We start from the raw sequence: 21888 nt of genomic DNA, 5'->3' as shown, positions 1-21888 counted from the left end.
CGGAAGGCGCCGGACGCGTTCACCGTGGGGACGTCCACCGTCACCGCCTACTTCCGCATGATCGCCGGTTCGTGCCGGCGCAGGAGGCGGGAGACCCCGTACAGGAACACCACCGCGAGGACGGCCAGCATCGCGATGTCCAGGAGCCAGACGCCTGTGGTGTGCTCGTAGAGCGGGTCGGCGGGGACGATGCGGCCGAGGTCGAGGGTCGAGGCCATCGCGGCGAGCGCCCAGCGGGAGGGGATCAGCCAGGCGAGCTGCTCCAGGACGGGTACGCCGTCCAGTTCCAGCAGCGCGCCGCAGAACACGACCTGGACGATCGCGAGGAGCACCAGCAGCGGCATGGTCACCTCCTCCTTGCGCACCAGCGCGGAGACGAGCAGGCCGAGGGTCATCGCGGTGAAGGAGAGCAGGGCGACGGCGAGGGTGATCTCGACGAGGGGGTGCGTGAGGACGCCCTTGCCGCCGGGCGCGCCGAGGTCGACGCCGAGAAGCCCCACGAGGGTGAGGACGACGGCCTGGAGGACGGTCACCGCGCCGAGGACGACCACCTTGGACATCAGGTAGGCGCCCCGGGAGAGGCCCACGGCCCGCTCGCGCCGGTAGATCCCGCGTTCCTTGACGAGTTCGCGTACGGCGTTCGCGGCGCCGGTCAGGACGCCTCCGACGCACAGGATCAGCAGCGCGTTCATCGCCGTCTTCTCGGTGAGCCGCCCGCCCGCGAGGGCGCGGGTCATGCCGCCCATGACGAACGGGAGGGCGATCATCACGGCGAGGAAGGTGTGGTCGGAGGAGAGGGCGGCGGTGTAGCGCCGCACCAGCGTGCCGAGTTGGGCGCTCCGGCCGCGCGGGCGCGGTGGGGGCGGGACGGTGACCCGGCCTTGGCGGGGCAGCCGGGGCTGGGCGGTGGCGTCGCGGACGTACCGGCGGTGCAGGGGGGAGAGCCGGTACTCCCCCGCCCAGTCCCGGTCCTGTTCGAGGGACTCGAAGACCTCCGGCCACTGCTCGGCGCCGAAGTAGGCGAGGGCGTCCTCGGGCGGGCCGTAGTAGGCGGTCCGGCCGCCGGGGGCGAGGACGAGGAGGCGGTCGCAGACGTCGAGGCTGAGGACGGAGTGGGTGACGACGATGACGGTGCGGCCGTCGTCGGCGAGGCCGCGCAGCATGTGCATCACCGAGCGGTCCATGCCGGGGTCGAGGCCCGAGGTCGGCTCGTCGAGGAAGAGCAGCGAGGGTTTCGTGAGGAGTTCCAGAGCGACGCTGACGCGTTTGCGCTGGCCGCCGGAGAGGCTGTGCACGGGCTGGTCGGCGCGCTGGTCGAGGCCGAGTTCGTGGATGACCTCGGTGACGCGGGCGCGGCGCTCCTCCTTCGCGGTGTCCTGGGGGAAGCGGAGTTCGGCGGCGTAGGTGAGGGCGGCGCGGACCGTCAGCTGGGCGTGCAGGATGTCGTCCTGGGGGACGAGGCCGATGCGCTGGCGCAGTTCGGCGTAGTCGCGGTACAGGTCGCGGCCGTCGTAGCCGACGGTGCCGTGGTCGGCGGGGCGCTGGCCGGTGAGGGCGCCGAGCAGTGTCGACTTGCCCGCGCCGCTCGGGCCGACGACCGCGAGGAGGCACTTCTCGCCGACGGGGAAGGAGACGTGGTCGAGCAGGACCCGGCGGCCGTGGTCGAGGGTGACGGTGAGGTCCTGGACGTCGAGGGAGACCTCGCCGGTGTCGACGTACTCCTGGAGCCTGCCGCCCTCCAGCCGGAACGCGGAGTGCCCGATCCCCACGACGTCCTCGGGACCGGCCCGCGCACGGGTGACCGGACTGCCGTTCAGATAGGTGCCGTTGTGGCTGCCGAGGTCGGCGATCTCGTGCGTCCCGTCGGGCAGCGCGCGCAGTTCGGCGTGGTGCCGGGAGACCGTGAGGTCGTCGAGGACGAGGTCGTTGTCGGCGGCGCGGCCGATGCGGACGGTCGTGGCGGGGAGGCGGTGTACGGCGGTGGGGCTGCGGAAGGCGCCGGTGCGGGCGGCCTTGAGGCGGGCGCGGACGCCGTCGTCGGGGCTGCCGAAGCGCAGGACGCTGCCGGGGCCGACGTCCTCGGCGTGGACGCGGTGACCGTCGGTGAACGTGCCGTTGGTGCTGTGCTCGTCCTCGACCGTCCAGTGGTCGCCCTCGGGGCGCAGGACCGCGTGGTGCCAGGAGACGCGGGAGTCGTCGAGGACGATGTCGCTGAGGGGGTCGCGGCCGACGTGGTACGCGTGGGCCGGGGTCAGCACGGTGGAGCCCGTCTCGGTCTCCAGGACCAGGTCGGGTGCGGTCGGGAGGACCGACGGCTCCGCCATGCCGGAATTCTATCGATTCGTTCAGGTGTGCGCCCGGCGGGGCCCGCGAGGTCTCAGGCGACCGGCAGCACCAGTGCCGGGATCGTCCGCTGCATCCTCAGCGCGTCCACCGACTCCGCGAGCAGCTCGTACTCCGTCGTCTCGTCGCTCAGCGCGATCCGTACGAGCCGTCCGACCGCCAACTCGTCGGCGACCAGCTCCTGTTGGCCCATGTCGGCGCACCAGGCGCGCAGCGCTCCGGGTACGTCGGGGACGGTGTGGCCGACCGGGACGAGCGCGCCGGGCGGGCACAGGCCGCTCTCCGGCTGGGGGTCGAGGCGCTCGGCGATCCAGGAGGCGCGGTCGCGTAACCACCACAGGGCGAGCGCGAGGGTGGGTGCGCGGTAGGTGCCGAGGGGTACGCCGATACGGCGGCCGTCGCAGACACCGTACGCGGTGACATGGCACAGGAATTCGTCGTGCACGTCTCTCTCCCCCGTCGATCGCAGCCGGGCGGGCGGCCTCGCTTTCTATGCGGTACCTGAGAGTGAGCTACCCATGACGACGAGTATGTTCACTTCTAAAACACTGTCACCATGTCTTTCCGGCCAGTCTCCTGGCATATTCCGGGCCCGTCCTGGCCGGAATGCATCCGGCACGGAGGCACCGCTTCACGACCTCGGAAGCAATCGACCCCAGGGACCTGCGCGGGGAGAGGTGAGGACACCGGAGAGCGATCCGGGTCCCGACCGGTTATGACACCTTCACAGGAGGCCGATTCCGTATGTCCGCGCACACCCAGCGTCACAGCATCGCCGTCACTCGTCACTTCGAGGCATGGAACGCACCCGATGTCCGACGTCGTCACCTTGGACGAGGACAGCCGGATCGTTTCCGTCCTCGGCTTCCCGGACCGGGTGCCGGACAGGGTCTGAGAACGTCTCCGCCTGTCCGGCGACGGGGAACCGGACAGGCAGAGCGTCACGTCAACGGCCTCCGCGCCACCGCCGCAGCAGGCGGGAGCGCAGGGACCGGACGCTTCAACCGTTGACGATCTTGTCGATCTGCGCCAGCTCCGCGTCCTCGAAGTCCAGGTTGGCGAGCGCGCCGACGCTGTCCTCGATCTGCCGCGCGCTGCTCGCGCCGACCAGCGCGGAGGTGACCCGCCCGCCGCGCAGCACCCACGCGAGGGCGAGCTGCGCGAGGGTCTGGCCGCGTCCGGCGGCGATGTCGTTGAGGGCGCGCAGCTTCGCGACGAGGTCTTCGGTGAGCGCGTCGGAGTTCAGGAACGGGCTCTCGCTGGCCGCCCGGGAGTCCTCCGGGATGCCATTGAGGTACCGGGAGGACAGGACGCCCTGCTCCAGCGGGGAGAAGACGATCGAGCCGACCTCCAGCTCGTCCAGCGCGTCGAGCAGGCCGCCGGTCTCCGGGCGCCGGTCGAGCAGCGAGTAGCGCGGCTGGTGGATCAGCAGCGGGGTGCCGAGTTCACCGAGGATGCGGGCGGCCTCGCGGGTCTGCTCGGCGGAGTAGTTGGAGACACCGACGTACAGCGCCTTGCCCTGCTGGACGGCGGAGTGCAGCGCGCCCATGGTCTCTTCGAGCGGGGTGTCGGGGTCGGGGCGGTGCGAGTAGAAGACGTCGACGTAGTCGAGGCCCAGCCGCTTGAGGGACTGGTCCAGCGACGACAGCACGTACTTGCGGGAGCCCCACTCGCCGTACGGGCCCGGCCACATCAGGTACCCGGCCTTCGTCGAGATGACCATCTCGTCGCGGTAGGGCGCGAAGTCCGCCTTGAGGAACTCGCCGAACGCGGACTCGGCGGCGCCGGGCGGCGGGCCGTAGTTGTTGGCGAGGTCGAAGTGGGTGATGCCGAGGTCGAAGGCGCGGCGCAGGATCGCGCGCTGGGTCTCGACCGAGCGGTCGGGGCCGAAGTTGTGCCACAGGCCGAGCGACAGGGCCGGGAGTTTGAGTCCGCTGCGTCCGGAGCGGCGGTAGGGCATGTCCGCGTAGCGGTCGGGGTGTGCGGTGTAGGACAACGCGACTCCATCAGAGGGGGTGAGGCACAGCTTTCGAGCGATATCCACCTTTCCCGACCTGCGCACAGAGGTCCAACAGAAGAATCCGATGGAATTCAGCGACCAGGCTTCTCAGTGGCTAAGCTTCTCAGTCATGGAACTGCGCCACCTCCAGCACTTCGTCGCGGTCGCCGAGGACCAGCACTTCACCCGGGCCGCCGAACGCCTCATGGTGTCCCAGTCCGGCCTGTCCGCGTCGATCCGCGCCCTGGAGCGGGAGCTGCGCGCCCCGCTGTTCGTGCGGACGACCCGCAGGGTGACCCTCACCGAGGCGGGCCGCGCGCTGCTGACCGAGGCCGAGCGGATCCTCGCGCAGGTCAGGTCGGCGCACGAGGCGGTGGCCGCCGTGCAGGGCGTCCTGCGCGGGACCCTCGCGGTCGGCGCCGAGCAGTGCATCGCGGGGGTGCACCCGCCGGGACTGCTCGCCGCGTTCCGCCGTACGCATCCGGACGTGGAGGTGCGGCTTAGGCAGTTCGGGTCGGGGACGCTCGCGGAGGAGGTCGCGGCGGGGCGGCTGGACCTGGCGTTCGCGTACCGGACGCAGGACGACACCGATCAGCTCAGGTCGGTGTCGCTGGCCGTCGAGCCGATGTACGTGCTGTGCCACCCGGACCACCGGCTGGCGGGCGCGGGGGCCGCGCTGAGCTGCGAGGACGTCGAGGACGAGGTGTTCGTGGACTTCCACCCCGACTGGGGGCCGCGCCGGGCGACCGATGCCGCGTTCGCGGAGGCGGGGGTGCGGCGGACGGTCGCGCTGGAGGTCAACGACGTGCACAGCCTGCTCGACCTGATCGACGAGAACCTCGGGGTCGCCGTCGTCCCCCGGCACTTCCGGCACAAGCGGCCCGCGCTCGCCGCGCTGCCGCTGAAGGGGTCCGGGGAACAGGGCTACGAGACGGTGGCGCTGCTTCCGCCCGACGGGGCGAGAAGCCCGGCGGCGCGGGCGCTCATGGGGTTGCTCGAAACCGGGGGCGCCTGAGCGCCGGGCGGGGCATGGTGGTCGTATGCATGCGAAGGACATTCTCATCGACGGGTACGGCCGCATCCGGGAAGAGGTCCACGCGGCGGTCGCCGGCCTCGACGCGGACGGGCTCAACCACCGGCCGACCCCCCAGGCCAACTCGGTGGCCTGGCTGATCTGGCACCTCACCCGGGTCCAGGACGACCATGTCGCCGACGCGTTCGGCCTGGAACAGGTGTGGCACGCGCAGGGCTGGGAGAAGCTGTTCGGCCTCGACCTGCCGCCGCACGACACCGGGTACGGGCACGGGCCCGAGCAGGTCGCCGCGGTGCGGGTCGCCGGGGCGAACCTGCTGACCGGTTACTACGACGCCGTCCACGAACAGACGCTGGAAGCGCTGGCCACGGTCGCCGCCGAGGATCTGCAACGGATCGTCGACATCCGCTGGGACCCGCCGGTCAGCCTCGGGGTGCGCCTGGTGAGCGTGCTCGCGGACGACCTCGAACACGCCGGCCAGGCGGCCTATCTGCGCGGGATGATTCAGAGCGCGGAGGAGTAGCCCGGCAGGACGACGTCCTCGATCAGCTTCCGCCGCTCGTCGAACGGGATGAACGCGCTCTTGAGGGCGTTCACCGTCACGTCGAGCAGGTCGGCGGTGGTCCAGCCGGCCTGCTCGACCAGGAGGGACATCTCACGCGTCATCGTCGTACCCGACACCAGGCGGTTGTCGGTGTTCAGGGTTACGCGGAAGCCGAGGTTCTTCAGCGCGGTGATCGGGTGCTCGGCGATCGAGGTGGCGGCGCCGGTCTGGAGGTTGGAGGTGGGGCACATCTCCAGGGCGGTACGGCGGTCGCGGACCCAGCCCGCGAGGCGGCCGAGCTTGCCGGCCGCCAGGTCGGGGATGTCGTCCGTGATGCGGACACCGTGGCCGATGCGCTGGGCTCCGCAGATCTGGAGGGCCTGGTGGATGCTGGACAGGCCGTCCGCCTCGCCCGCGTGGATCGTGAACGGCACGTTCTCGCCGCGCAGGTACGCGAACGCCTCCGCGTGGTCGGCGGCCGGGAAGCCCGCCTCGGCGCCGGCGATGTCGAAGCCGACGACGCCCGCGTCACGGTAGGCGACGGCCAGGTCGGCGGCCTCGCGGACGCGGTCGAACATGCGCATGCCGCACAGGATCGTGCCGACGCGGACCGGGGTGCCGGCCGCAGCGGCCTTCGCCATGCCGGCGGCGAGCCCTTCCTGGACGGTCTCGACGACCTCCCGCATCGCGAGGCCGCCGCGCGTGTTCAGCTCCGGCGCGTAGCGGACCTCGGCGTACACGACGCCGTCCGCCGCCAGGTCCAGGACGTACTCCTCGGCGACCCTCAGCAGGCCCTCGCGGGTCTGGAGAACGGCGAGCGTGTGGTCGAAGGTGGCGATGTAGCGGACCAGGTCACCGGAGTTGGCGGCGTCGTAGAACCAGGCGGCGAGGGCCTCGGGGTCGGTGGTGGGGAGGGTGTGGCCGACCTCGGCGGAGAGCTCCACGAGGGTCGCGGGGCGCAGGCCGCCGTCGAGGTGGTCGTGGAGGACGGCCTTGGGGAGGCGGCGGAGGAGGTCGGCGTCTACGCGCGTAGCGGTCACAGTGGGATGCTCCCTTGCTCTGGAGGGGTGGTCGGTCGGCTGCCGGGAGGCCCGGCGGGTGGGACGGGTCAGTCCGCCGGCTGCAACAGGTCCCACTTGTTTCCGTACAGGTCCCGGAAGACGGCCACCGAGCCGTACGGCTCGTGGCGCGGGTCCTCCAGGAACGTCACGCCCGCCTCGGTCATGCGGGTGTGGTCGCGGGTGAAGTCGTCCGTGTGCAGGAAGAAGGCGACCCGGCCGCCGGTCTGGTCGCCGACGCGGGCGGACTGGGTGCCGTTCTTGGCGCGGGCCAGCAGGAGGGCGGTGCCGCCGTCGCCGGGTTCCACCACGACCCACCGTGAGCCGTCGGGGCGGGGCTCGTCCTCGGCGAGGCGGAAGCCGAGGGCCTCGGTGTAGAAGCGGATCGCCTCGTCGTAGTCGTCGACGACGAGGGTGACCAGGGCGATGCGTGACATCGGGGCCTTTCGGAGGGAGACCGGCGGGGCTGGTTAGCGGAAGAGGTTATACGTAAAACCCACTCGATGCCAATCGCGTTTCCGGGGTGCTCGGAGCCCTCGTTCCCGGCGCCCGCCCTCCCCCGGTTCTAGGCCCCGGGACCGACCCGTACCCCGCCCCGCGCCCGAGGCGTCCGCGCCCCGGCCCCGGATACGTTCCGCCCATGACGATCAGCACCGGCCCCGTCCGCGACTTCGGGCAACGCAAGCACGACACCCTGGCCCGCCTCGAACGGGAGACGGACATCTGGGTGGCCACGGCGGGGCCGGACGGGGTGCCGTGTCTCGTGGCGCTCTGGTTCGTGTGGCACGGCGACGCCCTGTGGCTGGCGACGCGGTTCACGAACCCGACGGGGCGCAACCTCCAGGGCGGCGGCAGGGTGCGGCTGGCGCTCGGGGACACCCGGGACGTCGTGCTGGTGGACGGCGAGGCGACGGCGTACACGCGGGAGTCCGTGCCCGAGGACGCGGCGCGGGCGTTCGCTGCGAAGACGGGGTGGGACCCGCGCCAGGACGCCGCGTCGTACGGGTTCTTCCGGGTCCGTCCGCTGGAGGTGCAGGCCTGGTGCGAGCAGCGGGAGTTGCCGCGCCGGCAGCTGATGCGGGACGGGGTGTGGCTGACGGGTCAGGGCCTCGGGTCGTCGCGCAGGATGCTGTAGCGGACCAGGTCGCGCCAGTGCCCGTCGCGGAACGCAGCGCTGCGCAGTACGCCTTCGCGGGTGAACCCGAGCTTCTCCAGGGCGCGTTGCTCGGCGAGGTTGCCGATATCGGTGTCCGCTTCGACGCGTTGGGCGGTGCTGTGGGCGAACAGGTAGCGCACCAGGAGCCGTTGGGCCTGCGTCCCGATGCCGCGTCCGCAGGCGTCCGGCAGGAGCTGGATGCCGATGTTCCAGTAGTGCGCGGCGCGGGTGACGCCCGCCTTGTGCCAGGCGACGAAGCCGACGGGGTCCTCGTCGGCGGCCACGGTGAGGTGGCCGCCGTCGTCGGTAAGCATGCCGTTCTCGGCCCAGCGGCGCCGGAACCGCGCGGGGTCGGCCCAGCCGAACCACTGGAAGGGGCCGGTGAGTCCGGCGTCGACCAGGAACGCCTCCAGGACCGGGAGGTCGTCCTCGCGGACCGGTCGCAGCGTCACGGAGTCACCATTCACCCCGCTACTTTACGGTGGGCCCCCTGGAGTCGGGCCAGCTCCTCCTCGGTCAGCCGCAGGGCGCCCGCCGCGACGTTCTCGGCGAGGTGACCGGGGTTGCCGGTGCCGGGGATGGCGAGGACGTGGTCGCCCTGGGCGAGGGTCCAGGCGAGCCGGATCTGTGCGGGGGCCACCTCGTGGGCGGCGGCGATGTCCCGTACCGCGTCGTCGTGGTCGGCGGTCGCGCCCTGGGGTCCGGCGTCGCCCGCGATGGCGAAGAACGGGACGAACGCGATGCCGGACTCGCCGCACAGGCGCAGGACTTCGGCCGTGGCCTCGTTGTGGCTGCCGAGGCCGAAGCGGTTCTGGACGCTCACGACGGGCGCGATCTCCCGTGCCTGCGCGAGGTGCTGGGGTTCCACGTCGGAGATGCCGAGGTGGCGGATCAGTCCCGCCTCCCTCAACTCGGCGAGGGCGCCGAAGTGTTCGGCGATCGAGTCCTGGCCCATCCGGCGGAGGTAGACGAGGTCGAGGTGGTCGCGGCCCAGCTGGCGGAGGTTCTCCTCGACGTGGGCGCGCAGGCCCTCGGGACGGGCCGACGTGTCCCACTCCCCCGCCCAGTTGCGGAACGGGCCGACCTTCACGGCGATGACCAGGTCGTCGGCGTACGGCGCGAGCGCGCTGTTGATGAGTTCGTTGGCCGAGCGCAGGGCGGAGAAGTAGAAGGCGGCCGTGTCGATGTGGTTGACGCCCAGCTCGACCGCCTCGCGCAGGACGGCGATCGAGCGGTCGCGGTCGCTGGGGGTGCCGAGGTCGAAGGCGGCGCTGCCCGTCAGCCGCATCGCGCCGAAGCCGACGCGGTTGACGGTGAGGTCGCCGAGGGTCCAGGTGCCGGAGGCTGCCGCCGTGATCTTCTCTGAGGTCATCGGCGGAGTCTCGCACAGGCACGGTCCTCAGCCGAGCGGCTTGTCCAGGATCGCCTTGCGGTGGCTGAACGTCTCGATGGAGTAGCGGCCGTGGTAGTTGCCCATGCCGCTCTCGCCGACGCCGCCGAACGGGAGGTCGGAGACGGTGAGGTGGGCGAGGGGCAGGCCGTAGCCGATCGCGCCGGAGGACGTCTCGGCGGCGATGCGGTCGCGGGTCTCGGTGGACTCGGAGAAGACGTACAGGGCGAGGGGCTTGTCACGGTCGTTGATGAACGCGAGCGCCTCGTCCAGGTCCGCGACCGTGACGATCGGCAGGATCGGGCCGAAGATCTCCTCGCCCATGACCGGGGACGCGGGGTCGACGTCGGCGAGGACGGTCGGCGCGATGTACTTGTCCGCGCGGTCGTGGACGCCGCCGACGACCGTGCGGCCGGAGTCCAGGAGGCCGGTGAGCCGGTCGAAGTGGCGTTCGTTGACGATCCGCCCGTACTCGCCGGACCGCTGCGGGTCGGCGCCGTACGTGGTCTCGACGGCGCTCGCGAGGAGCGGCTCCAGGGCGGCGGCGGTCTCCGGGTCGGTGAGGACGTAGTCGGGGGCCACGCAGGTCTGGCCGGCGTTGAGGAACTTGCCGCGCGCGAGGCGGCCGGCGACGGCCTTGAGGTCGGCCGTGGAGTCGACGAACGCCGGGGACTTCCCGCCGAGTTCGAGGGTGACCGGGGTGAGGTGCTCGGCGGCGGCGCGCAGCACGATCCGGCCGACGGCGCCGTTGCCGGTGTAGAAGATGTGGTCGAACTTCTCGGCGAGCAGCGCGGTGGTCTCCGGGATGCCGCCCTCGACGACGGCGACGGCGTCGGTGTCGAGGTAGGCCGGGAGCAGGCGGGCCAGCGCGGCGGAGGTCGCGGGGGCGAGTTCGCTGGGCTTGACGACGACCGCGTTGCCGGCGGCGAGCGCGCCGAGGAGGGGGGTCAGCAGGAGCTGGGCCGGGTAGTTCCAGGGGGCGATGACGAGGACGACGCCCAGCGGGTCGTACTGGGTGCGGGCGGTCGCGTCGGTGCCGAGGTGCGCGGGGACGGGGGCGGGCTCGGGGGTCAGCCAGGTGTCGAGGTGGTCGAGGGTGTGGTCGATCTCGCGGACCGTGAAGCCGATCTCGGTGCGCTGGGACTCGGCGTCGCTCTTGCCGAGGTCGGCGTGGAGGGCGGCGGCGAGGTCGGCGCCCTTCTCCGTGAGCATCTCGCGCAGGCGGCGCAGTTGCGCCGTACGCCACTCGACGGGCTTGGTGCGGCCGGTGCGGAAGGTGGTCCGCAGGCGGGTGACGACGTCGGCGGGTCGCTCGGTGGTCACGGGGGTGCCTCGCTCGGGTAGACGGTGCCGGTCTGACGGTTCTCGATCAGATGTATATAGCAACTATCGGCCGCGGGCCAACATTCCCGGGCCGTACGACTACTTTGCGCCATGGCGCGATCACACGCGCGTGGAGCCGTCCACCGTCTCCGCGAGGCGCTCCAGCAGGGCTTTCAGCATCTCCTCGTCGCCCTCGCCGAGGGCGGGCCAGTCCCGGCGTACGGCGCGGTCGACGCGGCGCCAGTGGTCGCGGCCCCGCGGGGTGAGGTGGACGAGGATGCGGCGCCGGTCGTGCGGGTCGACGCGGCGGTGCACGAGGTTCTGGTCCACGAGCTGGTCGACGAGTTTCGTGAGCGTCGGCGGGGGCAGGAAGGCGGCTTCCGCGATCGCCGACATGTGGTGGCCGGCGTCGTCGGCGAGCAGCGTCAGCACCCGCCAGGCGTCCAGGGAGCAGCCCTCCTCGTCCAGGGCGGCCTGGAGGCGGCGGGCGGCCAGCCGTTCGGCCCGGGTGAGGAGGCGTATCAGGTCGTTGGGCCGACGGGCGGACGAGGTGGACATCCTGCTCCTAGCTCCGAGAGGTGTACATGGTATGAGACGGACTGGAGTTCGGGGCAGGGACCCTGGACCATGGCGCCATGTCCCGCCCCGACCCTTCCGTGTTCGGCGTCGCCCTCGTGTTTCCGCTCCAGGGGCCCGCCGGGATCTTCGGGCCCGCCTGCGAGCTGTGCGCGCGGCTCGCCGCCGAGGAGGTCAACCGGGCGGGCGGGGTCCTCGGCCGCGAGCTGCGGCTCGTGCCGGTCGACGGGGGCGCGCCGCCGCGCGAGGTCGCCGACCGCGTCGAGACCCTCGTCGACCTCGGGGCCGTCCAGGGCGTCACCGGCTGGCACATCTCCTCCGTACGCCAGGCCCTCGCGCCGCGCGTCGCGCACCGGGTGCCGTACGTGTACACCGCGCTGTACGAGGGCGGCGAGGACCGCGCCGGGGTCTTCCTCACCAGCGAGACGCCCCGCGACCAGCTCTGCCCGGCGATGGTCCTGCTCGCGGGGGAACGCCGGGTGCGGCGGTGGTTCGTCGTCGGCAACGACTACGTCTGGCCCCGGCGCACGGCCCGCGCGGCGCACACGTACGCCCGGCGGACCGGCTCCCGGGTCATCGGCGAGGCGTATCTCCCCCTGGGCACGCACGACTTCGCGCCCGTGCTGCGCCGTATCGAGCGCTCCGACGCGGACGGCGTCCTCATGCTGCTCGTCGGCAGCGACGCGGTCCGCTTCAACCGGGCGTTCGCGGCGTACGGCCTGGACGCGCGCGCCCTGCGCCTGAGCACGCTGATGGACGAGAACATGCTCCTGGCCAGCGGCCCGGCCGCCACGGCCGACCTCTACAGCACGGCCGGCTTCTTCACGTCCCTCGCCACCCCCGACACCCTGGACTTCCACGGCCTCTACGCCCGCCGTTACGGCCTCGACGCCCCGTCGCCCGGCAGCCTCGGCGAGTCCTGCTACGAGGGGGTGCTGCTGCTGGCGGCGCTGCTGCGGCGGGCGGGCACGGGAGACGTCACGCGGATCGGGGCGACGGCGCCGTCGGTGTCGTACGAGGGTCCGCGCGGGCTGCTCCACCTGGAGGGCAGCCACGTCCGCCAGCGCATCTACCTGGCGCGCGCGGACGGGCTGGACTTCGACGTGCTGACCGAGCTGCGTCCCTGAGGAGCGGCGAGAATCACCCCATGACCGTGCATCCCCTTCTCGTCCAGGCCCGCAAGCTCGCCGCCGAAGTTCTGGTGCCCCATGCCGAACGCGTCGAGCGGGAAGGGGTGCCGATGGGGCATGTCGAGGCGGTGAAGCGGTCCGGGTTGCTCGGGGTCAACGCGCCTGTGGCGTACGGGGGTTCGGGAGCGCCCGCGTCCGTGCTGCGGGAGACCGCCGAGGTGTTGGCGGGGGCCTGTTGTTCCACGTGGTTCGTACAGACGCAGCATCACACGCCGGTGCAGACATTGGTGAAGGGGGAAGTCGCGGCTCGGGAGCGGCTGTTGGGGAGGCTGGCTCGGGGGGAGTTGTTGGCCGGGGTGGCTTATGCGCATCTGCGGGCTTATCCGCGGCGGGCTGTGCGGGTGAGGTTCGAGAGGGGTGGGGTGCGGTTCGACGGGCGGGTGCCGTGGTTCACCGGGTGGGGGTTGAACGACGTGATGTTGCTGGCCGGGGTGAGTGACGGCGGGGAGGTGGTGTTCGCGTTCGTCGAGGCTCGGGAGCAGAAGGGGTTGCGGGCTTCCGAGCCGCTGCGGCTTGCCGCGTTGGGGGGTGCGCGGACTGTTTCGCTGGAGTTGGACGGGGTGTGGGCGGCTGGGGAGGACGTGGCGTTGCGGGTGCCGTACGAGGAGTGGGCTCAGGGGGATCGGGCCAAGGCCGCCAACGCCAACCCTGCCGTGTTCGGGATCGCGGAGGCGGCGTTGGATCTGCTGGGTGAGGAGTCGCCGTTGCGGGAGCGGGTGCGGGAAGTGAGGGCGGCTGCCTATGCGCTCGCGGACGATCCGTCGTCCGATCCCCGTGAGCGGCTCGTGTGGAAGGTGCGGGCCTTCGAGGTGATGCAGGCCGCCACCATCTCGGCGGTGGTGGCGGGGGGTGGGCGGTCGATGCTGTTGAGCAACCGGGCTCAACGTCTGGCCAGGGAGGGCCTGTTCCTGCTGGTGCAGGCTCAGACCGGCGCTTCGAGGAGAGCGCATCTCGACTCGCTGGCCGGGTAGGGGCGCGCGAGCTCACCTCCCTCAGGAGGCGAACGGCACCTGAGCCGACGGGTTTTGTGCCGTCCCTGTGGGGTGGGTCCACAGGCCCTCCTGCGCGAGCCTCGGGAGGACGCCCTCGCCGAACCAGTACGCCTCCTCCAGGTGCGGGTACCCGGAGAGGACGAACTCCTCGATACCGAGGGCCGCGTACTCCTTGATGAGGGCGGCGACTTCTTCGTGGGAGCCGACCAGGGCCGTCCCGGCGCCGCCCCGGACGAGGCCGATGCCGGCCCAGAGGCCGGGGTGGATCTCCAGCCCGCTGCGGTCGCCGCCGTGCAGTTCGAGCATCCGGCGCTGCCCCTCGGACTCGCTCTTCGCCAGCCCCGCCTGGACGGACTGGACCGTCTCGGGGTCGAACCCGGCGAGCAGGCGGTCCGCCTCCGCCCAGGCCGCCTCGGACGTGTCGCGCGTGATGACGTGCAGCCGGATCCCGAACCGCAGCGTACGGCCGTGCCGCGCGGCGAGCCCCTTGATCCAGGCGATCTTCTCCGCGACCCGCGCCGGCGGCTCGCCCCACGTGAGGTACACGTCCACGTACTGGGCGGCGATCTCCCCGGCGATCGGCGAGGACCCGCCGAAGTACACCTCGGGCACCGGATCGGGCAGGCGCGCCAGCTTCGCGTCCTCGACCCGGAGGTGCTCCCCCGTCAGGTCGACGGACTTCCCCTCCCACAACCCCCTTACGACGTCGAGGAATTCGCCGGTACGCCGGTACCGGTCGTCCTTGCCGAGGAAGTCCCCGTACGCCCGCTGCTCGTGACTCTCCCCGCCGGTCACGACGTTGAGCAGGAGCCGTCCCCCGGTCTGCCGCTGGAACGTGGACGCCATCTGCGCGGCGAGCGTCGGCGAGACGAACCCGGGCCGGAAGGCGACGAGGAACTTCAGCCGCTCGGTGTGCTGGCTGACCATGGCCGTGGTGAGCCACGCGTCCTCGCACCACGCGCCGGTCGGGGTCAACGCGCCCACGAACCCCAGGTCTTCGGCCGCGCGGGCGATCTGGCTCAGATAGCCGACCGTGGGCGGCCGGTCGCGTCCGGAGGCGGTCGCCGGGGTGCCGTGGCCGCCGCCGACGACATGGCGGCTGTCGCCGTTGGTCGGGAGGAACCAGTGGAAGGTCAGGGACGACATGGGGGTCTCCTCGGGGGGTCAGAGCAGGCCGTGGCGGGGCGGCCGGGTGCCGCCCAGCACGTACCGGCCGATGTGCTGCACCTTCCAGCGCGTCGGGTCGTGCAGCGTGTGGGTGCGGGCGTCGCGCCAGTGCCGGTGCAGGTTGAGGGAGTTGAGGGCGGAGCGGGTGCCGGAGACCTCGAAGAGGGCGGCGGCGACGTCGACGGCGGTGTGCGCGGCGGTCACCTTCGCGGCGGCGACCGCGATCGATGCCTCGGCGGCGGTGTCGTCGGTCAACTCGGCGCGTGCCGCGTCGACCGCGCGCGCCGCTTCCATCAACAGGGCTTCGGAGGCGCGGACTTGGATCGCCAGTTCCCCGAACCGCTGGATCAGCAGGGGGTCTTCGGCGGCCGTTTCGTATCCGCTCTCGAACCAGGGCCTGCTCTTGGTCCGCACGAAGTCGACGGCTTCGGCGAGCGCGCCGCCCGCGATCCCGGCGTCGATGGCGGCGTGCAGCAACTGGGCGACGGCGCCGTGGAGTTGAGGGCCCTCGAAGGTGAGGTGGTGCGGGAAGACGCGGTCCGCCGGGACGGGTACGGCGTCCAGGTGGACGGTTCCGCTGGCGGTCGTGCGCTGGCCGAGGCCGTCCCAGTCGTCGTCGACCGTCACGCCGGGTGCGCCGGCGGGGACGTACGCGACGTACAGCTTGTCGTCCTCAGCGCGGGCCAGGACCGGGATCCAGTGGGCGAACAGGGCGCCGGTGGAGTAGTTCTTGGTGCCGGTGAGGGTGTACGAGCCGTCGGGGCGGCGGTCGAGGCGGGTGCGGATGTCCTGGACGTGTTGCGTGCCGGCCTCGGACTGGGCGTTGCCGAGGCGGCGGCCGGCGAGGATCTCGTCGTAGAAGAACTTCCGCTGCTGCTCGGTGCCTTGGCGGCGGATGACGTTGACGTAGACGAAGTGGCTCTGCGGGATCTGCGCGAGGCTGCCGTCGGCGGTGGCGAGGAGGCGGAAGATCTCGGCGAGGGTCACCGCGTCGACGTCGGCGCCGCCGTGGCCGGCGGGGACGGTGACGGCGAGCAGGCCCGAGTCCGAGAGGCGGTCCAACTCGGCGCGGGGCAGGCGGCGTTCACGGTCGCGCACCGAGGCGTCCGGACGGAACCCGTCCGCGAGCGCCCGCGCGACCGTGAGGGCCTCGGCCGCGTCGGCGATCACGTGCGCGGCCATCAGCTCGCCGCCGCCAGGTACGGGGTGCGGCCGAGGGCGGCCGAGAACTGGTCGACGACCTGCGCGAGGGCCTCGGCGGAGCCGGGGGCGACGGTGACCGTGCCGTCGTCGTGGGCGGTGATGTCCTGGTCGAGGGTGAACCAGCCCTGCACGATGTGCGCGGCGCCCATCGAGGTGAGGACCGGGCGCAGGGCGTAGTCCAGGGCGAGGACGTGCGCGGTGGAGCCGCCGGTCGCGAGGGGGAGGACGGTCTTGCCGGTGAGCGCGTACTGCGGGAGCAGGTCGAGGAGGGACTTGAGGACGCCGGAGTAGGACGCCTTGTAGATCGGCGTGCCGATGACGACGCCGTCGGCGTCCGCGAAGAGGTCGGCGGCCTCGACGATCGCCGGGTGCCGGAAGTCGGCGCCGAGCAACGCCTCGGCGGGGATCGTGCGGACGTCGAGGGGGACGACGCGGTGGCCGTGCGCGGTGAGGCGCTGGTCGAGGTGGCGCAGGAGGCGGCCGGTGCGGGAGGAGGGGGAGGGGCTGCCGGAGACGGACAGGACGGTGGCCATGCGGGGCCTCTTTCGGATCGAGGTCGGGGTGCTCGCGCGGGACTGCCGCTCGGGCGCGGCGCCTCTGCGCGCGAACACCCCGAGGGGAGCGGTCAGGAGTACCAGGTCGGTTCGGGGAGTTCGGCGTCCAGGACCCAGCGGCCGACCTCGCGGCGCTTGTAGGCGACGGGGTCGTGAAGGGTGTGCGTGCGGACGTTGCGCCAGAACCGGTCCAGGCCCTCGGAGGCGGCGGTGGCCCGCGCGCCGGTGACCTCGAAGACGCGGTTCGTGGCCTCCAGGGCGACGTCCGTGGCGCGCGCCTTGACCGCCGCGACCCGTACCTCGAACGCGCCGCGCGTCTCGGGGGTGACGGCGTCGGGGTCGTCGTGCAGCCGCTGCCCCTCCAGGGCGACCGCGTCGGCGAGCGCCTCGGCCGCCCAGAGCTTCGCGGTGAGGTCGCCGTAGACGTCGATGACGTACGGCTCGTCGGTCGCGCGGTCGTGGCCGCCGTGCAGCCAGGAGCGGGACTTGGTGCGTGTGTAGGTCGCGGCGGTCTCCAGGGCGCCGGCCGCGATGCCCAGGTAGAAGTTGGCGAAGACGAGTTGGATGGTCGGGACGTTGAGGGTGTTGTACGTGCGCGGCCGGAACTCCTTGCCGACGTAGCCGAGTGCGTCGGTCCAGGGGGCGCGGACCGCGTCGATGGTGACGCTGCCGGACTCGGTGAGGCGCTGGCCGATGTTGTCCCAGTCGTCGTGGAAGGTCAGGCCCCGGCTCGCGGAGGGGACGACGGCGAAGACGTGCAGTTCGGTGCCGTCCAGGACGCCTTCGAGGACCGTGACGTCGGAGACCCTGCTGCCGGTGGAGAAGGTCTTGGCGCCGGTGAAGACGAGGTCGTCGCCGTCCTCGGTGACCGTCACGTCGTGGTCGCGGGGGTTGACGGCGCCGCCGAAGAACCACGCCTCGCGGGTGGCCTCGGCCTCCAGGCGCTGCCACTGCTCGCGGGTGCCGACCAGGCGGGCGGCCCAGAACCACAGGTAGTGGTAGCCGAGGAGCTGGCCGATGGAGCCGTCGGCCTTGGCGATCTCGCGGACGGCGCGGTAGGCGGTCGGCCAGTCCTGGCCCGCGCCGCCGTGCTCCGTGGGGCCGAGCAGGGTGACGAGGCCGGCGTCCTTGAGGAGCCGCACTTCGGCGTGCGGGGTGGCGCCGGCCTTGTCGCGGGCGGCGGCGTCGGTGGCGAGGACGGCGGCGGCCTCGGCGGCGCGGGCGATCCATTCCTCGGCGGTGGCGGGGGTGGTGGTCCAGCGGGTTGCGGTGCTCATGCTCGTACGACCTTTCGGCGGGTGGGGGGTGGTCAGGCGGGCTGCTGGGCTTCGAGGTCGCGCACCAGCGGGAGCACCTTCTTGCCGAAGTACTCGACCTCCTCGTGGTAGTGGAGGAAGCCGAGGAGGAAGAGGTCGACGCCGAGCTTCTTGTAGGCGACGATCCGCTCGGCGATCTGCTCGGGGGTGCCGATCAGGCCGGTGCGGAAGCCGTCGTTGTACTGGACCAGGTCCTCGAACGTGGAGTCCTGCCACATGCCCTTCTTGTCGGCGGTGGACTGTCCGGCCTGCTTCACGGCCGCGCCGAACCCCTCTACGGCTTCGCGGTCGGCCTTGGCGACGATCTCGCGCAGCGTGTCGCGGGCCTCGGCCTCGGTGTCGCGGGCGATGAGGAAGCCGTTGAGGCCGAACTTCGGTGCGGTGCGGCCGACCCCGGCGGCGGACTTGCGGACGTCCTCGATCTGCTCGGTGACGCCGTCGAAGTCCTTGCCGTTGGAGAAGTACCAGTCGGAGACCCGGCCGGCCATCGCGCGGGCGGCGGTGGAGTTGCCGCCCTGGAAGATCTCCGGGTGCGGGCGCTCGGGCGTGTTGAGCGGCTTCGGCTTCAGCGTGAAGTCCCGCAACCGGTAGAAGTCTCCGGCGAGTTCGGTGTGGTCCTCGGTCCAGATCCGCCGCAGCGCGGTGATGAACTCCTCGGCGCGCCGGTAGCGCTCGTCGTGCTCCAGCCAGGGTTCGCCGAGGGCGGTGAACTCGCCCTTGAACCAGCCGGACACGACGTTGACGGCGAACCGGCCATGGGACAAGTGGTCGGCGGTGGCGCCGAGTTTGGCGAGGACGCCGGGGTGCCACAGGCCCGGGTGGACGGCGGCGATGACCTTCAGGCGCTCGGTGGCGAGGAGCAGGGCGAGGGAGAAGCTGGTGGACTCGTGCTGGAACTCGGCGCCGTAGCTGGCCATGTAGCGGACCTGGCTGAGGGCGTACTCGAAGCCGTTGTTCTCGGCGAGCACGGCGAGTTCGCGGTTGTAGTCGTAACTCCAGTCGGTGCGTTGTTCGATGGAACTGGTGACGAGTCCACCGCTGACGTTGGGGACCCAGTAGGCGAATTTCACGGGTGCGGGCACGCGGAACTCCTGTGGCGGGGAAGCGTTTTCAGGCATGCCGAATTCAGAGGACGCGAAAGGCGCGGGGAATTCGGGCTTCAGGAAAGGGAACTGCGGCGGATCTGCGGGGAGTCGATCAGGCCGCGGCGCGACAGGAGGCGCTGGAGACGCGCGCGAGGTCGACATGGCGTCGCCGCGTGAGGTCCAGTCGCATCTTCATGCCGTCGATCGTGACAGCCGTCCGTCGGGGCCGTCAAGGAGAACCCGACCGGTCTCGGATCGCGGACCATTGAATTTCACGAAGGTGTGACAGGGAAACCCTTGAACGCGGCGGGAATCGGCCCGCATTCTGCCGGTCATGCGGACGGAACCGCTGGAATACATCGCGGCGGTCACCCGGCTCGGCTCCCTGCGCCGGGCCGCCGAGGAACTGCGGCTCTCCCAGCCCGCGTTGAGCGAGACGGTGCGGAATCTGGAGCGGGAGCTCGGGGTCGATCTGCTGGAGCGCAAGCGGTCGGGGGCGACGATGAGCGCGTCCGGGCGGGAGCTGCTGCCGCACATCATCGGGGTGCTGGACGCGGTCGACCGGCTGCGGTCCGCCGCCGGTGAGCAGCATCGGATCAGCCGGATGGTGCGGGTCGGGACGGTCAACGCGGCGACCGTGCCGCTGCTGATCCCCACCGTGCGGGAGTTCCGGCGGGCCCATCCGCTGACGCAGGTCGAGGTGGTGGGGGCGCAGCAGTCCGACATCCAACGGGCCCTGCTGGAAGGGGGGTTCGACCTCGGGCTCGTCAACCATCTCGAAGGGGACGACATGCCGGCCGAGTTCGCGTCCACGGAGTTGCTGCGGGGGCGGCCGGTCGTGGTGATGCATCCCGGCTGTCCGCTGGCGTCGCGGGAGGCGGTCGGGGCTCAGGAGCTGGCGGGGGTGCCGCTGATCGGGATGCGGTCGGGGTACGTCATGCACCGCTACGTCCATCGGCTGCTCGGGGGGAGCGGGCCGTCGTTCTCGTACTCCACGGACGGGGCGGAGATGGGGAAGCTGATGGTCGCGGAGGGGCTCGGGGTGACGGTGCTGCCGGAGTTCAGCGTCGCGGGGGATCCTCCCCCAGCCTTCGGCCGGGGGACCCCCATTCGCTGCGCTCGCGGCTGGGGGCGATCACCTACCGGCCACTGGAGGGGCGTACGCCGCAGGTGCTGTTGATGTTGCGGCGGCGTCGGGCGGAGGCGGTGCCGGAGGCGGCGCGGGATCTGCATGACGCGTTCGTCCGCACAGCTCGGTCGGTAGCCCCGCAGCACTACACATAAAAGGAAAATAAGAGCAGAATGGAGATAAAGCGGCGTTATCACCGCGATCACGTCGAAGGAGACGAATCATGGCCAACGTCTCGCCCACCCGAGGTGACATATCGACTCACCCCGATGTCTCCGAGATGCGGGACCGGTACGCCCGCATGCTCGGCGGTCGTGATGTGGCGCTCGTGGACGGACCGGTGTTCCTGCTCGGTCTGTACTGCGCCGTATCCCCCTGGATCCTCCACTACACCACCAGCCAGCCCCCGCTCGTGACCCACAACCTGATCGTGGGCATCGCGATCGCCCTCCTCGGCGTCGGCTTCACGGTGGCACCCGCCCGCATGTACGGCCTCAGCTGGGCCATGTGCGCGCTGGGCGTGTGGATGATCATCGCCCCGTGGGTCGTCGGCAGCAGCCCGGACAACGGGGTGAAGCTGAACAACATCATCATCGGCGCGCTGGCCGTGATACTGGGGGTGATTTGCGCCCTCACGGCGGCGAAGAGCACGAAGTCCTGAACCCAGCCCCGACCCGACCGGGCCGCCTCAGCCCTCCGGAACCGTCCAGGGTTCCGTCGCCAGGGGCCGCCCGGTCTCCAACGTCGTCTTGAGGTTGGAACCGAAGAGGTCAGGACGCCTTCGAGAGCCAGTCCGTCGCGTTCAGGGCCAGGGCCGCGTTCGTGGCGTTCGCGTCGTTCCAGCCGTCGTAGAGGGTGTTGCCGGACTGGCCGGTGCCGTCGTCGATCGGGCTGCTGTCGCCCCAGAAGGCAATGCGGCCGGAGCCGAAGGTGGACGTGAGGAAGAAGGCTCCCGTGTTGCCGGAGTAGCCGGAGCGGTACAGGAGGCCCTTGGCCGTGGAGTTGTCGGACGGTTTGATCGTCGCCGTGGTGCCGTTCGCGATGAGGCTCTTCGTGACCGTGCCGAAGCCGCCGTGCAGGACCGGGTCCGTGGAGTCCGTGATGGCGGCCGGGTAGCCCGAGCTGATGTTCAGGGAGTCGATGGAGAAACCGAAGGGGTCCGTCGAGTCGACCGTGTTGTTCGTCATCAGGTCGTTGAGGATCTCCACCGCGTCCTCGCCGTCGTTGTTGCGGTCGGCGCCCGTGTGGTCGGAGATCATGAAGAGGCCGCCGCCGTTCTTCACGAAGGTCATGATCGCGGTCTTCTCGGCGGTCGTGAAGAGGGTGTTCGGCTCCGGCAGGACGAGGGTGTCGAAGTTCTTCAGGTCCGTCGCCGAGGAGCCGCCGTAGCTGAGGCTGGAACCCGACGGCAGCGTCTTGAGGCTGTAGTCGCCGGTCTGCTGGAGCGCCACGCCCCAGGAGGACAGCGCCCCCGTCCAGTCCGTCTCGTCGGACGGCGAGGAGTCCTCACCCAGCGGGTCGGGCTGGCTCGTGGAGATGATCCAGTCCGCGTTGCCGGCGGTCTCGGCGTGCGCGTTGTCGAAGAGGACGCGGTGGGGGGTGGCCGCGTGCGAGGGCGTGGCGACGGTGACCTGGAGCGTGACACCCGCGGCGAGCAGACCGAGGGCGGCGAGTGTGCTGGTGGCCTTGGCGCGGGGACGTGCGATACCGGGCATCCGGCGAACCTCCGTGAAGGATGGGGGGAAAGAGGCGGGTGCGGGTACGGGCCGTGTACGCGTAGGTCCAGGTCGGACGGGTCTACGCGCATCGACCGCTTGAAAGGTACATGGC

Annotated in this window: 21 protein-coding genes and 2 pseudogenes; 7 read left to right on the top strand and 16 right to left on the bottom strand. The window is 71.5% G+C overall.

Annotated elements, in window-relative coordinates:
• Nucleotides 1-47 precede the first annotated feature (47 nt).
• The 3 genes from ACQCO7_RS40660 to mgrA all read right to left on the bottom strand — a co-directional run bounded on the left by ACQCO7_RS40660 (nt 48) and on the right by mgrA (nt 4339).
• Nucleotides 48-2324 (bottom strand): ABC transporter ATP-binding protein/permease, encoded by a 2277-nt coding sequence (locus tag ACQCO7_RS40660; RefSeq protein WP_464076542.1) that lies wholly within the window; start codon nt 2322-2324, stop codon nt 48-50.
• A gap of 53 nt (nt 2325-2377) precedes the next feature.
• Nucleotides 2378-2788 (bottom strand): hypothetical protein, encoded by a 411-nt coding sequence (locus ACQCO7_RS40655; protein WP_409113773.1) that lies wholly within the window; start codon nt 2786-2788, stop codon nt 2378-2380.
• A gap of 555 nt (nt 2789-3343) precedes the next feature.
• Nucleotides 3344-4339 (bottom strand): L-glyceraldehyde 3-phosphate reductase, encoded by a 996-nt coding sequence (gene mgrA, locus ACQCO7_RS40650; RefSeq protein WP_464076541.1) that lies wholly within the window; start codon nt 4337-4339, stop codon nt 3344-3346.
• A 133-nt stretch (nt 4340-4472) separates the two neighbouring features.
• Between mgrA and ACQCO7_RS40645 the strand changes: the two genes are divergently transcribed.
• Nucleotides 4473-5357 carry a LysR family transcriptional regulator gene (locus ACQCO7_RS40645; RefSeq protein ID WP_464076540.1) on the top strand — a complete coding sequence of 295 codons (885 nt, stop codon included), beginning with the start codon at nt 4473-4475 and terminating at the stop codon, nt 5355-5357.
• A 25-nt stretch (nt 5358-5382) separates the two neighbouring features.
• On the top strand, nt 5383-5898 hold the full coding sequence (locus ACQCO7_RS40640) for a mycothiol transferase (protein ID WP_464076539.1): 516 nt from the start codon (nt 5383-5385) through the stop codon (nt 5896-5898).
• Here ACQCO7_RS40640 and ACQCO7_RS40635 read toward each other — a convergent pair.
• Together ACQCO7_RS40635 and ACQCO7_RS40630 are read right to left on the bottom strand one after the other, a co-directional pair.
• Nucleotides 5880-6959 (bottom strand): adenosine deaminase, encoded by a 1080-nt coding sequence (locus ACQCO7_RS40635; RefSeq protein ID WP_464076538.1) that lies wholly within the window; start codon nt 6957-6959, stop codon nt 5880-5882. The genes ACQCO7_RS40640 and ACQCO7_RS40635 overlap by 19 nt on opposite strands.
• A 68-nt stretch (nt 6960-7027) precedes the next feature.
• Complete coding sequence (locus tag ACQCO7_RS40630) at nt 7028-7414, bottom strand: VOC family protein (protein WP_464076537.1); 387 nt, start codon at nt 7412-7414, stop codon at nt 7028-7030.
• A 203-nt stretch (nt 7415-7617) separates the two neighbouring features.
• Between ACQCO7_RS40630 and ACQCO7_RS40625 the strand changes: the two genes are divergently transcribed.
• Nucleotides 7618-8112: a pyridoxamine 5'-phosphate oxidase family protein gene (locus tag ACQCO7_RS40625; RefSeq protein WP_464076536.1), complete on the top strand. Its 495-nt coding sequence runs from the start codon at nt 7618-7620 to the stop codon at nt 8110-8112.
• Here ACQCO7_RS40625 and ACQCO7_RS40620 read toward each other — a convergent pair.
• The 4 genes from ACQCO7_RS40620 to ACQCO7_RS40605 all read right to left on the bottom strand — a co-directional run bounded on the left by ACQCO7_RS40620 (nt 8079) and on the right by ACQCO7_RS40605 (nt 11404).
• Nucleotides 8079-8585, bottom strand: a complete 507-nt coding sequence (locus ACQCO7_RS40620) for a GNAT family N-acetyltransferase (RefSeq protein WP_464076535.1) — start codon at nt 8583-8585, stop codon at nt 8079-8081. The genes ACQCO7_RS40625 and ACQCO7_RS40620 overlap by 34 nt on opposite strands.
• 11 nt (nt 8586-8596) lie before the next feature.
• Nucleotides 8597-9505, bottom strand: a complete 909-nt coding sequence (locus tag ACQCO7_RS40615) for an aldo/keto reductase (protein WP_464076534.1) — start codon at nt 9503-9505, stop codon at nt 8597-8599.
• Between the two features lie 27 nt (nt 9506-9532).
• Nucleotides 9533-10846: an aldehyde dehydrogenase family protein gene (locus ACQCO7_RS40610; protein ID WP_464076533.1), complete on the bottom strand. Its 1314-nt coding sequence runs from the start codon at nt 10844-10846 to the stop codon at nt 9533-9535.
• Nucleotides 10847-10966: 120 nt separating this feature from the next.
• Nucleotides 10967-11404, bottom strand: a complete 438-nt coding sequence (locus ACQCO7_RS40605; protein WP_464076532.1) for a MarR family winged helix-turn-helix transcriptional regulator — start codon at nt 11402-11404, stop codon at nt 10967-10969.
• A 77-nt stretch (nt 11405-11481) separates the two neighbouring features.
• On the opposite strand from ACQCO7_RS40605, the gene ACQCO7_RS40600 reads away from it, so the two are divergent.
• Together ACQCO7_RS40600 and ACQCO7_RS40595 are read left to right on the top strand one after the other, a co-directional pair.
• Entirely contained in the window at nt 11482-12549 is a 1068-nt protein-coding gene (locus ACQCO7_RS40600; RefSeq protein ID WP_010356498.1) for a substrate-binding domain-containing protein, read from the top strand.
• A 20-nt stretch (nt 12550-12569) separates the two neighbouring features.
• Nucleotides 12570-13583: an acyl-CoA dehydrogenase family protein gene (locus ACQCO7_RS40595; RefSeq protein ID WP_464076531.1), complete on the top strand. Its 1014-nt coding sequence runs from the start codon at nt 12570-12572 to the stop codon at nt 13581-13583.
• Between the two features lie 21 nt (nt 13584-13604).
• Here the strand turns inward: ACQCO7_RS40595 and ACQCO7_RS40590 are convergent, their stop codons facing one another.
• The 6 genes from ACQCO7_RS40590 to ACQCO7_RS40565 all read right to left on the bottom strand — a co-directional run bounded on the left by ACQCO7_RS40590 (nt 13605) and on the right by ACQCO7_RS40565 (nt 19119).
• Nucleotides 13605-14750 (bottom strand): LLM class flavin-dependent oxidoreductase, encoded by a 1146-nt coding sequence (locus ACQCO7_RS40590; protein ID WP_464076530.1) that lies wholly within the window; start codon nt 14748-14750, stop codon nt 13605-13607.
• 18 nt (nt 14751-14768) lie between these two features.
• Entirely contained in the window at nt 14769-15953 is a 1185-nt protein-coding gene (locus tag ACQCO7_RS40585; RefSeq protein WP_464076529.1) for an SfnB family sulfur acquisition oxidoreductase, read from the bottom strand.
• The gene (gene ssuE / locus ACQCO7_RS40580) at nt 15953-16507 is read right to left on the bottom strand and encodes an NADPH-dependent FMN reductase (RefSeq protein WP_464076528.1); all 555 of its coding nucleotides are present in this window, start codon (nt 16505-16507) and stop codon (nt 15953-15955) included. The genes ACQCO7_RS40585 and ssuE overlap by 1 nt, the downstream gene beginning before the upstream one ends.
• A 92-nt stretch (nt 16508-16599) precedes the next feature.
• Complete coding sequence (locus ACQCO7_RS40575) at nt 16600-17805, bottom strand: acyl-CoA dehydrogenase family protein (protein WP_464076527.1); 1206 nt, start codon at nt 17803-17805, stop codon at nt 16600-16602.
• Nucleotides 17806-17837: 32 nt separating this feature from the next.
• Nucleotides 17838-18926 (bottom strand): dimethylsulfone monooxygenase SfnG, encoded by a 1089-nt coding sequence (gene sfnG, locus ACQCO7_RS40570; RefSeq protein ID WP_464076526.1) that lies wholly within the window; start codon nt 18924-18926, stop codon nt 17838-17840.
• A gap of 115 nt (nt 18927-19041) precedes the next feature.
• Nucleotides 19042-19119, bottom strand: coding sequence for a putative leader peptide (locus ACQCO7_RS40565; RefSeq protein WP_351405193.1), 78 nt, complete (start codon nt 19117-19119; stop codon nt 19042-19044).
• A 144-nt stretch (nt 19120-19263) separates the two neighbouring features.
• Between ACQCO7_RS40565 and ACQCO7_RS40560 the strand changes: the two are divergent.
• A pseudogene (locus tag ACQCO7_RS40560) lies at nt 19264-20213 on the top strand (LysR family transcriptional regulator).
• Between the two features lie 68 nt (nt 20214-20281).
• Nucleotides 20282-20719: an SPW repeat protein gene (locus ACQCO7_RS40555; RefSeq protein WP_464076525.1), complete on the top strand. Its 438-nt coding sequence runs from the start codon at nt 20282-20284 to the stop codon at nt 20717-20719.
• Between the two features lie 112 nt (nt 20720-20831).
• Here ACQCO7_RS40555 and ACQCO7_RS40550 read toward each other — a convergent pair.
• Nucleotides 20832-21773 (bottom strand): annotated as a pseudogene (locus ACQCO7_RS40550) (hydrolase); the annotation flags it as partial.
• Nucleotides 21774-21888: the final 115 nt, after the last annotated feature.

The organism is Streptomyces saintjeani (assembly GCF_055409605.1).
Note: the sequence above shows the minus strand (reverse complement) of the source record. Positions and strands in the feature narration are given on the sequence as shown.

Coding starts and splice junctions, on each gene's coding strand:
- ACQCO7_RS40575 (WP_464076527.1), bottom strand. CDS start 17,805: ATGAGCACCGCAACCCGCTGGACCACCACCCCCGCCACCGCCGAGGAA.
- ACQCO7_RS40615 (WP_464076534.1), bottom strand. CDS start 9,505: ATGACCTCAGAGAAGATCACGGCGGCAGCCTCCGGCACCTGGACCCTC.
- ACQCO7_RS40660 (WP_464076542.1), bottom strand. CDS start 2,324: ATGGCGGAGCCGTCGGTCCTCCCGACCGCACCCGACCTGGTCCTGGAG.
- ACQCO7_RS40585 (WP_464076529.1), bottom strand. CDS start 15,953: ATGGCCGCGCACGTGATCGCCGACGCGGCCGAGGCCCTCACGGTCGCG.
- ACQCO7_RS40625 (WP_464076536.1), top strand. CDS start 7,618: ATGACGATCAGCACCGGCCCCGTCCGCGACTTCGGGCAACGCAAGCAC.
- ACQCO7_RS40605 (WP_464076532.1), bottom strand. CDS start 11,404: ATGTCCACCTCGTCCGCCCGTCGGCCCAACGACCTGATACGCCTCCTC.
- ACQCO7_RS40640 (WP_464076539.1), top strand. CDS start 5,383: ATGCATGCGAAGGACATTCTCATCGACGGGTACGGCCGCATCCGGGAA.
- ACQCO7_RS40630 (WP_464076537.1), bottom strand. CDS start 7,414: ATGTCACGCATCGCCCTGGTCACCCTCGTCGTCGACGACTACGACGAG.
- ACQCO7_RS40555 (WP_464076525.1), top strand. CDS start 20,282: ATGGCCAACGTCTCGCCCACCCGAGGTGACATATCGACTCACCCCGAT.
- ACQCO7_RS40595 (WP_464076531.1), top strand. CDS start 12,570: ATGACCGTGCATCCCCTTCTCGTCCAGGCCCGCAAGCTCGCCGCCGAA.
- ssuE (WP_464076528.1), bottom strand. CDS start 16,507: ATGGCCACCGTCCTGTCCGTCTCCGGCAGCCCCTCCCCCTCCTCCCGC.
- ACQCO7_RS40600 (WP_010356498.1), top strand. CDS start 11,482: ATGTCCCGCCCCGACCCTTCCGTGTTCGGCGTCGCCCTCGTGTTTCCG.
- ACQCO7_RS40565 (WP_351405193.1), bottom strand. CDS start 19,119: ATGCGACTGGACCTCACGCGGCGACGCCATGTCGACCTCGCGCGCGTC.
- ACQCO7_RS40645 (WP_464076540.1), top strand. CDS start 4,473: ATGGAACTGCGCCACCTCCAGCACTTCGTCGCGGTCGCCGAGGACCAG.
- ACQCO7_RS40590 (WP_464076530.1), bottom strand. CDS start 14,750: ATGTCGTCCCTGACCTTCCACTGGTTCCTCCCGACCAACGGCGACAGC.